Annotated in this window: 14 protein-coding genes; 8 read left to right on the top strand and 6 right to left on the bottom strand. The window is 49.3% G+C overall.

Features of this window, described 5'->3' with window-relative positions:
- From CUS_RS16875 to CUS_RS16840, 8 genes are all read left to right on the top strand, one after another.
- Positions 1-2,643, top strand: a complete 2,643-nt coding sequence (locus CUS_RS16875) for a hypothetical protein (protein WP_002852967.1) — start codon at positions 1-3, stop codon at positions 2,641-2,643.
- On the top strand, positions 2,627-3,118 hold the full coding sequence (locus tag CUS_RS16870; protein WP_002852755.1) for a DUF4358 domain-containing protein: 492 nt from the start codon (positions 2,627-2,629) through the stop codon (positions 3,116-3,118). Before CUS_RS16875 ends, CUS_RS16870 begins: the two co-directional genes overlap by 17 nt.
- 91 nt (positions 3,119-3,209) lie before the next feature.
- On the top strand, positions 3,210-4,220 hold the full coding sequence (galE, locus tag CUS_RS16865) for a UDP-glucose 4-epimerase GalE (protein ID WP_002852975.1): 1,011 nt from the start codon (positions 3,210-3,212) through the stop codon (positions 4,218-4,220).
- 320 nt (positions 4,221-4,540) lie between these two features.
- The gene (locus tag CUS_RS16860) at positions 4,541-4,834 is read left to right on the top strand and encodes a hypothetical protein (RefSeq protein WP_002853106.1); all 294 of its coding nucleotides are present in this window, start codon (positions 4,541-4,543) and stop codon (positions 4,832-4,834) included.
- A gap of 291 nt (positions 4,835-5,125) precedes the next feature.
- Positions 5,126-6,622 carry a sialate O-acetylesterase gene (locus tag CUS_RS16855; protein WP_002852905.1) on the top strand — a complete coding sequence of 499 codons (1,497 nt, stop codon included), beginning with the start codon at positions 5,126-5,128 and terminating at the stop codon, positions 6,620-6,622.
- Between the two features lie 386 nt (positions 6,623-7,008).
- Entirely contained in the window at positions 7,009-7,674 is a 666-nt protein-coding gene (locus CUS_RS16850; protein ID WP_002853112.1) for a hypothetical protein, read from the top strand.
- A gap of 27 nt (positions 7,675-7,701) precedes the next feature.
- Entirely contained in the window at positions 7,702-8,454 is a 753-nt protein-coding gene (locus CUS_RS16845) for a class D sortase (RefSeq protein WP_002853003.1), read from the top strand.
- Positions 8,451-9,386 (top strand): hypothetical protein, encoded by a 936-nt coding sequence (locus tag CUS_RS16840; protein WP_002852728.1) that lies wholly within the window; start codon positions 8,451-8,453, stop codon positions 9,384-9,386. Before CUS_RS16845 ends, CUS_RS16840 begins: the two co-directional genes overlap by 4 nt.
- Positions 9,387-9,558: 172 nt before the next feature.
- On the opposite strand, the gene CUS_RS16835 is transcribed toward CUS_RS16840, so the two are convergent.
- The 6 genes from CUS_RS16835 to CUS_RS16810 form a co-directional block, all read right to left on the bottom strand.
- Positions 9,559-9,885 carry a hypothetical protein gene (locus CUS_RS16835; protein WP_002852813.1) on the bottom strand — a complete coding sequence of 109 codons (327 nt, stop codon included), beginning with the start codon at positions 9,883-9,885 and terminating at the stop codon, positions 9,559-9,561.
- A 4-nt stretch (positions 9,886-9,889) separates the two neighbouring features.
- Entirely contained in the window at positions 9,890-10,837 is a 948-nt protein-coding gene (locus CUS_RS16830; protein ID WP_002852994.1) for a hypothetical protein, read from the bottom strand.
- Between the two features lie 14 nt (positions 10,838-10,851).
- Positions 10,852-11,214, bottom strand: coding sequence for a hypothetical protein (locus CUS_RS16825; RefSeq protein WP_002852889.1), 363 nt, complete (start codon positions 11,212-11,214; stop codon positions 10,852-10,854).
- Positions 11,215-11,251: 37 nt separating this feature from the next.
- Positions 11,252-11,683 (bottom strand): hypothetical protein, encoded by a 432-nt coding sequence (locus CUS_RS16820; RefSeq protein WP_002853066.1) that lies wholly within the window; start codon positions 11,681-11,683, stop codon positions 11,252-11,254.
- 9 nt (positions 11,684-11,692) lie between these two features.
- Positions 11,693-12,064, bottom strand: coding sequence for a hypothetical protein (locus CUS_RS16815; protein WP_227945306.1), 372 nt, complete (start codon positions 12,062-12,064; stop codon positions 11,693-11,695).
- Between the two features lie 64 nt (positions 12,065-12,128).
- Entirely contained in the window at positions 12,129-13,094 is a 966-nt protein-coding gene (locus CUS_RS16810) for a hypothetical protein (RefSeq protein WP_002852906.1), read from the bottom strand.
- Between the last annotated feature and the right edge of the window lie 92 nt (positions 13,095-13,186).

Here is a 13,186-nt window from a genome sequence, read left to right as displayed (position 1 = left end):
ATGAAGTTCTCGGTACTTCTGATAACGGGCAGTTCAGACCGCGTGGCACTGGAAACGGTAGAGAACATCGCATCGCAGTCGGGCGGACTGACCAAAGATATATTCCTGATAATCGCGGGCGACTTCACCGAAGATGACAGAAAAAAACTCTACCTTGAAAGGTCTGCCGCCTACGGTATGACCGCTTTCATAAATGTAGGCGAAAAAAGCGAAGCCGAACTGCTGAACACTTTCGTCAGGTTCGCAAACGCCGAATACTGCACTGTCATGCGGGCAGGCGCTAAGGCTGACCCGTCATACTTCCCGCGCCTGACTGCGGCACTGGACGAGGACAAAGAACTTAACTTCGCCTGCGGCAGACGTTTAGCCGCCAATAAAGAACAGCTGGAACGCGAACTCACACTGCCAAAAGGCATACTTGAACTCGATAAGGTATTCTGCGCTTTTCCTGACAGTCTGGAGGGCGTTTGCGCAAGGACTTCCTATCTGGCAGAACACCCCTTTGAAACAGAAGCAGGCACTTTCGCAGAGCAGAAAAATATGCTCGCTATGCTGAACGACTGCCGCAGGATATGGTATGACAGCACGCTGAATGTCCTGCAAGCCGACTGCACTAAAAATTATGAAGATGCAGAGTCTTTCCCGCCCGATGCCATGACCGCAAAATGGCATACCGAGATATTTGAGAACTGCATTCTTCCCATAGAAGAAAACTGCAAGGGCAAGGACGGCAGACTGCCGCTGTTTTTACAGCACTACGCCGCCACAGAAGTCCTGCGCCGCATCGACTATGGCAGACTGCTGACAAACTTTCCCGAAAAAGAGCGTGAAACTGTCATAAAGACCCTGACAAAAGCCCTCGCCCCCGTTGAGGACAAGGTGCTGTGCGGTGTCTATGCCGATGACCTGCCACACTGTACAGTCAGCGATAAACGCATTATTTTAGGGCTGAAACACGGACGCGAGGACTATTACACCGACCTTGGCTACTCCCGCGAAAAGCTGTTCGCGGTGCAGAAAGATATCGTGTTAGCCGACAGCACTGCGCTGAACATTCGGATAGACCTGATAAACCACCGAAAAGACATGCTGGAGATAGACGGCAGATTCGATGACATGTTCAATCAGCGCCGCACCAAACTGATCGCTGAATATGCGGGCAAAGAATACACGATGACCTACGACAGCAAATCAGCAAAGCACTTCTTTTTCGGCAAGGAGATAAGCGAGGAAAAGAGTTTCCACCTGACATTCCCGCTGACAGGCACCCGCGCTGAACTGAGATTTTTCCTGCTGTTCAAGGGATGCCGCTATGAGATAAAACAGCGCTGTTCGGGTCAGTGGTCGGCAAAACTGCTTGATGACAGATATGACAGCTTCTTAAGGCTGACAAATGACATCTGCATCACCTGTGAGGGCGGCAGACTGGTAACTCAGCCCATGCCCTTAAGCGAACAGCGCAGACGCTTCAGCAAGGCGGTCAGCCTGTCAGCAAGGGACGGCGTATCGTTCAGCCTGCGCACCGCATGCAAATGGTCGGAAAGATGGGCAAGGGGCAAAAGCATCTGGCTGTTTGCCGATGACCCCGAACTCGGCGGCGGCGCGGCAGAGGACATGTTCCGCTATGCCATGACCCGTCACGATGAAGTCTACTGCTATTACCTGACCGAAAAAGGCAGTCCCGCCGCAGAACGCCTTGTGGCTGACGGCTACAGACCGCTGTACGCAGGCAGTTTCCTGCACAAGATGATATATCTGAATGCGCAGGCATACATCACCACAAAGCCCCGCGCCGACAGGATAAACTTCTGCGGAATGACCGAAGCACAAAGCACGCTGGGCAGACACATCAGAAAAAATGTGATAATGCTACAAAACTCCCCCGAAGATATGCCGAACGTCAGCGAAAACAAACGCATCTGCGACAACGTGCGGCTGTACTTCTGCGGCACGAAAAAATATCTGGACGAGCTTAAGAAGCCCGAATACGGCTACGATAACACCGATGTCATGCGGCTTACAGGTCTTACCTGCTATGACAGGATAAAGGATATTTCGGGCGAAAACAAACTTCTGCTTATGTTTGCACACCATAAGGCTGAGGATAATGCAGACTTCATAGATACCGAAATTTTCCGAAATATCAGAACACTGCTCGAAAACAAGCGTTTCACCGATGCACTGACAGACAGCGGATACACCCTCACCATAGCATTGCGCGGCGTTAACGATAACGATGCGGACATTCTGCCGAAGCATGACAGGATAACAGTGCTGACAGATGATCCTGACGAGGACGAACTTAAAAGCCGCGCCGCACTCATAGTCACCGACAACGGCGAAGAAACAGCCGCAGGCGTTATGCGAAAACCGCTGATATATTTCGGCGGTGAGGGCGGATATGACTTCGGTGAGCGGGCAGAAAATGCAGACAAGCTGGCAGACCTGCTGTGCAGTTATCTTAAAGACGGCGTTCATCAGTCAGAAGAAAAGTCCCGCGCGGCGGACGAATACTTCGGCAGGGAAGAACTCGGATATAAGCGTGAGATATATAATGAGATAATTACGTGGCTCTACGAAAACGGCGAGATAGACGGCTACGAAGATTTTGAGGTGGCAGACGAAAATGAATATGAAAATTAAGATGACACTCCTGCTGACGGCGGCGGCACTGCTTATGGGCGGGTGCGGAAAAAGCACTGTCAGCGAAAGTACAGCCGACACTGCGGCGGCAGAAGTCACTGCGGCTGACCTGCTGGGCGGCATCGAAGACGAAAAGCTGGACGGCATAATAATGTCGGGTGACGAAAAGTTCGATAAAAACGCAGGCAAGTTCTTTTCGGTCGAAAGCGCCGATATACTTGACGGCGGCATACTCTACAACACTGAGGGCGGCTATGCAGATGAGATATCGGCAATAAAGTTTGCCGATGGCATTGACGGTCAGAAGATATTGAAAGACCGCCTTGAGAGCCGCACTTCGACTTTCCGCGATTACCGCCCCGAAGAACTGGACAAGCTGGAAAAGGCGAAAGTGCTGAAAATAGGCGGTTTCGATGTGCTGATAATATCAGACAGGGCAGACGAATTTGAAAAAGCGCTCGGCAAAAAGCTGTGATGATGTATTTTTAGCGGATTTGTCAATTGAAATATCCAAATAATGTGGTATAATAAGGTTACAACATTATTTGTGATATGGAGGTACGCATATGTCAATGGTACTTGTAACAGGCGGCGCAGGCTTTATTGGCAGTCACACGGTCGTTGAACTGCTTAATGCAGGCTACGATGTGGTCATCATGGATAACTTTTCCAACTCAAAGCCCGAAGCGCTGAATAGAATAAGGCAGATAACAGGCAAGGAATTCGGCTTTTATGAAGCTGATATGCTCGACCTTTCGGCTATGGAGAGGATATTCGAGGAAAACAAGATAGATGCTGTGATACACTTTGCAGGTCTTAAGGCTGTGGGCGAAAGCGTGCAGAAGCCTGTTGAGTATTACCACAACAACATCACAGGCACACTTCTGCTGATACAGGCGATGCGCAATGCAGGTGTCAAGAAGATAGTTTTCTCCTCTTCTGCGACTGTTTACGGTCCTGTCAACAAAGCGCCATACACTGAGGATATGCCGACTTCTGCCACAAATCCTTACGGCTACACTAAGGTGATGATAGAGCAGATACTCAAAGATGTCTGCGTTGCAGACCCCGAATGGTCGGTATCACTGCTGAGGTACTTCAACCCCATCGGCGCACATGAAAGCGGACTCATCGGTGAAGACCCCAACGGCATACCCAACAATCTTCTGCCGTACATCTGTCAGGTGGCTGTGGGCAAGCTGGAAAGGCTGGGCATTTTCGGTGACGATTACGACACTCCCGACGGTACAGGCGTGCGTGATTATATCCACGTTGTCGATCTGGCTAAGGGTCATCTCTGTGCGCTTAAATACGTGCTGGAGAACAAGGGCTGTGACGCGGTAAATCTGGGTACAGGCAAGGGTTCTTCCGTTTACGATGTACTGCACAGCTTTGAAAAGGCGTGCGGCAAGAAACTCCCCTACAAGGTGATGCCACGCCGCGCAGGTGATATCGCCACCTGCTATGCGAACCCCGACAAGGCAAAGAAAGTCTTCGGCTGGGAAGCTAAGCTGACCCTTGACGAAATGACAGCAAGCAGCTGGAACTTCATCAAAAACAACCCAAACGGGCTTTGATAATTCATAATTCATAATTCATAATTATTGGCAGGAACGAAGATTTCTGCCGTATACAAGGCATTTATGCGGGCGGGAAAGATTTTCTGCCCGCTTTTTGTTGACAAAAATGCTGATCGGTGTGTATTGCTTTCCTCGCCGCAGGCGGGGGAAACAATATGATAACACTCATTTTTATCATCGGCAATACACATTGAGATCTGGTGTTCATAATTATTGGCGGGAAAGATTTTCTGCCTGCTTTTTGTTGACAAAAATGCTGTGTTGTGGTAAAATCAGAAGAAAGAAAAATGATTTCCACAACAAAAGAGGTAACGACAATGAAGATCAATATAGCGATAGTTTTCAAGGTGATATTCCTGCTGACACTGTGTTATTACCTTGTCTGGATACTGTTTGGCGTGAAGTGTGCTTTTACGGGCATAGATTCGGGCTGGGTCGCACCTGCACTCAGCAGCGGCGAAAAAGACTTCGGTCTTGACGGCTTTTCATCGGGGATAGGCGTGGGTATATTTTTTACATTTACATACGCATGGTTCGTCCCGCTGTATCAGGTCATCTATCTGATAACTTGCGGTATGGTCAAGCTGAAAAAACGCATCAGACACAGCTGACTCGTTTTGGGAGGTGCTGTCATGCTGCACATCATCGGGCTGATATTTACATGGATATTTCGGCTATCTTTGATATACTATGTTTTGTGACTGCTGTTAGCTTGTACTATAGCAATCTGCCTTAAAATTCAGACAAAATCCATAGATCCGAGCTTTTGCGACTAGTTTTTGTGAATTTAAATAGTTGGATCGCTATAGGTGCTGTATCAGGCGATATATCTGATCGTCAAGCTGATACTTTGGCTGATAAATTAATATGGATAAAATGGGTACTGTTTGGAGGAGTTAAAAATGTTTTCATGTTCACAGATGTTTTCAGACAGAATGGTCTTGCAGCGCGGCAAGGCTGTAAATATCTTCGGTAAGGGCGATGACGGCACTGTAATAACTGCGGAGATAGGCGCGTACAAAGCGACCTGTACCGTCAAAGACGGCAAGTGGCGCTGTGTACTGCCCCCCATGTCCGCCGCAGAGGGTCTTACCCTCACCGTGACAGACGGCACGAATACCGTGACTTTCACCGATGTGGCAGTGGGCGAAGTATGGTTTCTGGGCGGTCAGTCCAATATGGAACTTGAATTGCAGAACGCAAAAGACGGCGCTAAATATTTAGCAGAACTGACTGAGGAAACACCCGTCAGATACTACTACACTCCGAAAGTCGCCACCGCCGAAGAAGCCGAGAAGATGGGCGCAAACAGCGGCTGGTCAAGGGCGGGGAGCGAAAGTTCAAAGGCTTGGAGCGCTGTGGGCTTCCACTTTGGCATGAAGCTGGCTAAGGAACTGGGTGTGACTGTCGGGCTGATAGGCTGCAACTGGGGCGGAACTTCCGCAAGCTGCTGGGTAGACAGGGAAACTCTTGCAAACGACAAGCAGATAAGTTCCTATATAGAGGAATATGATGCGAAGATAGCGGGCAAATCCCTTGACGAACAGAAAGCCGAATATGATGCCTATGTCAAGGCAAATGACGAGTGGAACGAGAAATCGGCTCAGCTGATGAAAGAAGAACCTGATATACAGTGGAGCGAGATAGAGAAGCGTCTTGGCAAAAATCAGTGGCCGGGTCCGCTTAACGAGTTCAACCCATTCAGACCCACCAACATGTTCGAGAATATGGTAATGCGGGTCTGCCCCTACACGATACAGGGTTTTCTCTACTATCAGGGAGAGTCCGATGACCACAAGCCCGACAGCTATTACCGACTGCTTACCTCGCTTATAGGCAAGTGGAGAAGCGTCTGGGGCGATGACACACTGCCATTTATAATGGTGCAGCTGCCCATGTTCAAGTACGCTGCCGACCCCGACTACAAGCACTGGTGCAAGATACGTGATGCACAGATGAAGACCTGGCGCACCGTCAGAAACACGGGCATCGCAGTTATACTCGACTGCGGCGAGTTCAATGAGATACACCCGAAAGACAAGCTGCCTGTGGGCGAAAGGCTCTGTTTGCAGGCTGAAAAGCTGGTCTACGGCATAAATGTCAGCGCATTCGGTCCCATAGCCGACCGCTGCATTTTCAAAAAAGGCAGAGCTGAGGTCAGCTTCCTGTATGCCGATGACGGTTTCAGGGTGAAGGGCGATATAACAGGCTTCGAGATAGCAGGCGAAGACGGCATCTTCTACCCCGCAGAGGCTTCACTCGGCGGAAGGAAAGCCCTTATACACTCAGAAAAAGTCCCGCAGCCCAAAGCAGTCAGATACCAGTGGGTAAACTACGGCGAAGTGACCGTGTTCGGCAAAAACGGGATACCCGCAGCGCCATTCTGCTTTACTATATGAGCAATTTGCACATGACATATTGCAAGATCTATGTATCGAAAACGTTTATGTACGTATGTCAATATTGAATTGTACAATTCAACCACACCTGATAAATGCCAGCATTTACCTGAACAATAGCATTATCGGTCAGCAAAAAAGCGTTCAACAAATACCATTTTAGTACCTTTTTTGAGCAATTCGTGCGTGACGTTTGATAATGTTCAAATGTCGGACAGCCCCGAAAATTCGATTGTGCACATATTCGCCAAAAGAATTGTACAAATTAAACAAAGTTGTTGTAAGGTACTTGAAATCCTTTAAGTTTTGTGGTATTATAATTTATGTCAAAGTAGTTGAAGTGTATCAACTGCTAAATCCGTTTTTGACTTGGGAGGAAAAAAGAAATGATAAAGAAGATTTCCGCGATCGCAGCAGCAGCAGTTATGGCAGCTACTATGTCTATCGCTGCATATGCTACTACTTATGAAGATGCTGTACAGGCAGCAAAGGATGCAGGCGTTCAGTCCAACAACGTACAGGAACTGGATAACTTCCTGCAGGTACATAAGGATTGCTTCACCAGCGCTCAGTATGATGAGATGATCGCTGACCTGAACAATATCAGAGATACTTACGTTGCACCTTACTGCAAGGGCGGCGCTAAGATGGTCGTTGATAAGGCTCCTGCTGATCTGACCGAAGCTGACAAGATACTGGTCGGCAGAAACTGGACTGAGGACGAGAAGAAGGCTATCACTGATGACCTGGTAAACCTCGGTAAGAGATATGGCGTTACTATAACCGTTACCAATATCGACAAGGCTCACTATGCAGTAGCAGCTGAGCATCCTCATGGCAACGACTCCAACAACTCCAACTCCAGCAAGAAGGATGGTTCTAATTCTTCTAAGAGCGGCGGCAGCGGTGTTACCACCCAGACCGACAAGCCCGTAGCTGATACAGGTGCAGGCGAGACCGAAACTTCCAACACTGCAGCAGCTGTTGCAGCAGTTGCACTGGCAGCAGCCGGTCTTGGCGTAGTTGTAATGGCTAAGAAGAACAGAGCTTAATTTAAGAGCGTATCGGAGTGTTTCAATATGAGTAATGCCGTTTCTTCAAAAGAAAAAGGCAGGCACACTCATGAGCATGGAACTTCGTCATCTAAGGTGTTGAGAACAGTCACTTATGTTCTCACACCTTTTTTGGTATTGATAGTTTTGTGCTGCATCGCGGTGCTTGCACTGTTCAAACCTTATAAAGAATACAAGCCGTACCTGGATGTCGCTTTCGGTGCAACACCGATGGAGGTCAGAAATCTTCGTACTCTAAACAAGTACAAGGACGATGACGCGCCCGACCAGATCAAGGAGATAGAGGTCGAGGTCAACGGCAAGCAGGAAAAACACACCATCGTATACCCTTATTACGGTGACTACTACGCCACCATAAACTGCGAAGCCGCCGACATGAAGGATATTCCCGTCTACAGCGGCACTGCAAATGATGTGCTTGAACACGGCGCAGGCTGGTACAACGGCTCGGTATACATCGGCAGACCCGGCAACGTGGTCATCGCAGGTCACAACCACAGGGAATTTTTCAACCTGCCCCAGTGTGAGATAGGCGATGTGGTAACGGTGGAAACTGTCTACTGCAAATGCACCTATATCGTCAATGACAGGGTCGTGTTCCACGAGAAGGACTATACCTACGTATATCCCACCGATGACGACCGCCTGACCATGTACACCTGCTGGAACAACGGCAAGCTGGGTATGTCTGAATACAGACTCGCCATAATATGCAAGCTGGAAGACATCGAATGGAAAGAGGTCAAGACTGAGAAATGAAAAGACTGTATCATTATACACCAATGCTTATCCTGACCATCTTCGCCGCAGTATTTATGGTGCTGACGCAACTGCTGATTTTCTGCCAGACGATGGTCTTAAATACCGATTACTATGTATGGACTATCAGCGACAGCGGCGCGGAAGAAGCGCTGTATAACGAGGTGTCCACATATTTCAGACAGTATTCTATACCTACGGATATCCCGCAGGACGTTTACATGAAAAGCCTTGACAAAACAACGATAACAGTCACCGCCAAGCGGCTGACAAAAACTTCGCTGGACTACGTTTTCGGCAATACCCATGTAAAGCCGCAGGTACAGTTCGACTTCACCGATTTTGAAAATGATGTCACCGATTATATCGAGAAATATTCTGATGCCAACAACATAGTCAAGGACGCTGAATATTATTCTTTCATCGACAACACGCTGGAAAATGCCGAAGCTAAAATAGAAAACTGCTTCGATATCATGATGGCGCAGAAACTATCCGAGAGCGGCGCAGTTTCCATCAGCAGAAAAGTAGTACCGAAAATGAAAGGTGTACTGGCGCTATCGTGCGTTGTTCTGCTGGCACTGCTGGCGGTAATGTACTACATCGACAGGCATCACCCATTTGATATGCCCTACTGGATAGGCGTTATCTTGTTCGTTGGTTCGGCACTGCTGCTGATACCTGCTATCTATTGCCGATATACAGGCTATTTCGATGGTCTTTTCCTTACGGACGAAAGCATATATTACGCCATAACAGGCGCTATCTACGGTGTCACCGACAGGCTGATACTTGTAAACTGCATTCTCTTCGGTCTGGGTGTCGTGCTCATCATATTCGCACAGATAATCCACATATTCCGCGTCAGAGAAGCAATGCAGTACCATCATCACCACCATGATGACGATGATGAGGCTGATACCAACAGCTAAGGTTCTGCAAAAAAACTATAGCAATCCAACTTTTTAAATTCGCAAAATCCAGTCGCAAAAGCTGGGATTTATGGGTTTTGTGACTGGATCTTGTCTGAATTTTAAGGCGGATCGCTATAAGGCAAAACGCCGCCCCTTTCCTGTAAAAGGAAAGAGGCGGCTATTTTGTTATTCAGACATCTGCCGATGGCATTATCTTCACCGTAAAGACCTCAGACTTTAGTACATGCACCACACTGCCCGCATTCCTTGTAGCCCTGAACTGCGCTTTAACAACACCCTCAGCAGACAGCAGACCGCTGGTCATCACCATCTCACCGTCATTTATGTTGACTGTCATTTCGGTGTCGTCATCATATACCAGCACCATAGTGTACATCGCATTCTCCACCTGAGGGTGTATCACTTTATGCACCCTCAGCATATGTTCGCCCACATAGCCCAGCACATTGCCCGCAGGCAGAGTCACTCTGCCGTTCTCACTTATCTTGATTATCATCATATCACTCCGTTCTCTGTCCGTATCTGTCAAGGTATGCGGTCACTTCGGTGAATATCCCGCGCTTGTTTCCCGTGACCTTTATGCGGTTTATCCGCCTGCCCGATATCTCACCGCCGCCGCGTACCTTATCCATAAGTTCTTCCATCTTCCAGCCCGCATATGTCACGCCAACTGTCCTGACAGCTTTGTTGGAATAGTCCAGCTTGTGCTGAAGACCTACCTGCGGGTCATAGAGCCACTGCATGTCAAGGGGATAGTACCTCGCCCTGACTATTCCCATATCTGCCGCCGAACTGTCATGCGCTTCAAAGGGATATGTGTCCCCCAGCTCTTTCATGTATACATCCGAAAGCACCGCATCTGTCGAAAGACTGCTTGTCTGCGCTGTTATCAGTTCGTCCGAGTAGTCGATGACCCTCGAATTGCCGACCGTCATTCTCACGATATTATTACCGCTTATAAACGGATAGTTGCCGCTGGCTTTTATGCAGTAAGCCACAGCCGCCTCCCACACAGTCGAACCCTCGTTGACATAGATGTTCCCCACTGTCGGCGTGGGGTCTTCATAGCTTATCTCAGGGCAGGTAAGATTTGCCTGACACAGGCTTTTCAGCGTGACATTGCTGTTTATTCGCGGATAAGGCTGGTTCTGTGCCAGCAAAAGCGTGTAGCTGCGCGACTTCACCCGCACGCGGTAACCACTGCCGCTCCTTACTATGCTGACCTCATCGGGCAGTCCCATGTGGAACGGCACAGCATCAATAGCCGCCGTTATCTTTATTACCTCTCCCGCCGTGAAAGACGGACTGCCGTCTGCGTAAAACGTTCCGTAAAACTGAGTGTACGGCACATACAGCGCCTTTTCATACCCGAATTCAAGGCAGTTCTCCATTATCTCCATCTGTTCGCTGCCGTTTCTCTTTATAAGCAGCCAAAGCTGACATACCATCACATCACCTCCGTTTACAATTCATATCCGCCGAACCGCAGCCTGAACGTACCGCCCACATCGCCCGACTTTTCAGTAAGCGTGCCTTCCAGCAGTATCATTCTGCCGTAATCGGTCGCGTCCGCTGTAACGCTCTGCGCATCTGACTCGAAGTTTTTTATGAACGCCAGCAGGTAAGCCTTTTCATCAGCGATGTACCTGCCAACAGCTATTATCTCCAGACCCTTCGAGCCGTTTGTCCTAAGGTCTATGCCCCCGCCGACCATCTCTATCTCATAGCAGGTGTCCTTTCTCAGAAAATTCAGCGTTTCAGGAAATATGACCCTGTTCCCCGAAACTATGGAGTGGTTCACCTCCGCACACAGTCTGAGCGCCATCTGCATTCCTCCTTTCTGCTGCTTTCCCCGAAAATGCTCACTCTTCTTTCATGCAAACCCTGAATACCACCTCAGCATACCTTGTTATCCTTCGCTGCTGCATGTCACTTCGGGCAGCACCCAGCTTAACTCCGCACCTGCCGCAGCTTCTCAGGCACGCAAGAGCGGCACATAAAGTAAAGCACCTGTCATCGAACTCAGCATAGTCATCAAAGTTACCGTAATGCCCCATCAGTTTCAGCTGAAAGCCTATCTCTCCCCTGAAAGCGCCGCTGCTGTTTATGACCCTGTGACCTGCCTGCTCGATATTCAGCCCGCTCACCGCCCATACAGCAAGGCAGCTCTCGACTCCCCTGCTCTCAAAGTCGGTGTACTCTTCAAAAGCCGCAAAGCCCGCATCTTCCAGCGCCGTTTTCACCATCGCTTTCAACCTGTTCAGGTCAAGGCTGTCCTGCTCAACATACGCCATTTTACCACCTCACATCGTTTCAAAGAAAAATTCGTTATTGGGCATAAGCCACTCTATCCTGCGCACAGCTTCCCTTTTCAGTTCAGCCGCGCCCTTTATTCTGTGGGTGAAGTCCCCGCTGTTGTCGGCAGCACCGCCCGCCGTCACAGCCATCTGCTCGCGGCTCGCCTCACGGCAGATGTAGTCATACACCGCCGAACAAGCTGCCGCATACTCGCAGGCAGGCACCGCCGCCTCAGTCAGCTTTGCATGATCTATCTCCCTTTCCAGCGACTTCATCGCAGACATCACCAACGGTGTGACCTCATTTATCCTGTCAGCTTTGCAGCCGCTCAACTGCTGGAATATCAGCAGCACTCTCTCAAATCCTAAACTGTTCACCTTATCTCCCCTTTCCATGCCCCGCAGGGCAGGAGCGGCGCTCTGCCGCCCCTATCATTCGCTGTCAGACAGTCAGTACTGCCACAGCATCGGGTATGACCTTTGAAACACCCAGCAGTACACTACAGCTGACCTCATTCATCTGGTTAGTGATAAGCCTGTCAGTATCCACCATGACATCACTGCCCAGCACCAGTTCTGCCGCCACAGTGCTGTCAACACCCAGTATCTTAGAAGTGCCTATCTGCGCACACTTCACCAGAGTCACACCGTAGGGTGTCTTTATCCTGCCGTTCTTCATGTAGTCGCTGACACAGAACTTCATCTCAGGCAGAGCGAGTATCTGCGCCATAACAGCGGGGTGGCATACCATAACATCCATATCATGGGCAGACATGCTGCTCCAGAATGCCGCAAGGTCTGCATAGGTTATGGTCTGACCCGATATCGAAGAAGGTGTTACACCCAGCGCCAGTTCAAGGCACATGTAAGAATTTATGCCTCTGCCGACCTGTGCACCTATCTCCTTGAGCATGATGCCGAATGCTTCAAGGCGCTGTCTTCTCACCGATTCGTAAGAACAGCTGAGCAGCTTCGAGAACTTTTTCAGGCTCTTCGCGGAAGAACTCAGCTTCACAGTAGTTTCAGGCAGGTCATCGCCCTCGTCAACAGTGACTATCGCTGTACTCGTCACAGAAAAACCTCTGTAGTCCACACCGTCAGTCTTTGATACCGCACCGCAAACCACATCAGATATGCAGGTCTGCTCGATACCTTTCTTTATCATTCTTCTGACATACTCAGGGAAGAGTACTGCCGACTGTGCAGTAACGAAGAACTTCTCTACCCTGTCACTGTCAGCGCCGCTGACCTTTATGCCGAAACGCTTCAGCTGTCTTTCAAAAGCGTCCAGACCTCTCAGTTCAGTGTCCTTGTAGCCCTCATCGGGGTCAAGTTCGGTGAGCGCCTGTGTGAAACTCTTGCCTGTGATGTTGTACATTGCCTTGTCAAGTCTGATATTATCGTACATATAAACCTCCGTAATTCTCTGCCGCAATTTTCTTCATAAGCGCACCGCAGCAGCAGACTTTGCAGTGCGCCCATCTTCTTTTTTGCCGCTTT

The sequence above is a fragment of the Hominimerdicola alba 8 genome (genome assembly GCF_000178155.2).
GTDB lineage: Bacteria > Bacillota > Clostridia > Oscillospirales > Ruminococcaceae > Hominimerdicola > Hominimerdicola alba_C.
This window is presented reverse-complemented; position numbering and strand designations above follow the sequence as displayed.

Coding starts and splice junctions, on each gene's coding strand:
- CUS_RS16875 (WP_002852967.1), top strand. CDS start 1: ATGAAGTTCTCGGTACTTCTGATAACGGGCAGTTCAGACCGCGTGGCA.
- CUS_RS16870 (WP_002852755.1), top strand. CDS start 2,627: ATGAATATGAAAATTAAGATGACACTCCTGCTGACGGCGGCGGCACTG.
- galE (WP_002852975.1), top strand. CDS start 3,210: ATGTCAATGGTACTTGTAACAGGCGGCGCAGGCTTTATTGGCAGTCAC.
- CUS_RS16860 (WP_002853106.1), top strand. CDS start 4,541: ATGAAGATCAATATAGCGATAGTTTTCAAGGTGATATTCCTGCTGACA.
- CUS_RS16855 (WP_002852905.1), top strand. CDS start 5,126: ATGTTTTCATGTTCACAGATGTTTTCAGACAGAATGGTCTTGCAGCGC.
- CUS_RS16850 (WP_002853112.1), top strand. CDS start 7,009: ATGATAAAGAAGATTTCCGCGATCGCAGCAGCAGCAGTTATGGCAGCT.
- CUS_RS16845 (WP_002853003.1), top strand. CDS start 7,702: ATGAGTAATGCCGTTTCTTCAAAAGAAAAAGGCAGGCACACTCATGAG.
- CUS_RS16840 (WP_002852728.1), top strand. CDS start 8,451: ATGAAAAGACTGTATCATTATACACCAATGCTTATCCTGACCATCTTC.
- CUS_RS16835 (WP_002852813.1), bottom strand. CDS start 9,885: ATGATAATCAAGATAAGTGAGAACGGCAGAGTGACTCTGCCTGCGGGC.
- CUS_RS16830 (WP_002852994.1), bottom strand. CDS start 10,837: ATGGTATGTCAGCTTTGGCTGCTTATAAAGAGAAACGGCAGCGAACAG.
- CUS_RS16825 (WP_002852889.1), bottom strand. CDS start 11,214: ATGGCGCTCAGACTGTGTGCGGAGGTGAACCACTCCATAGTTTCGGGG.
- CUS_RS16820 (WP_002853066.1), bottom strand. CDS start 11,683: ATGGCGTATGTTGAGCAGGACAGCCTTGACCTGAACAGGTTGAAAGCG.
- CUS_RS16810 (WP_002852906.1), bottom strand. CDS start 13,094: ATGTACGATAATATCAGACTTGACAAGGCAATGTACAACATCACAGGC.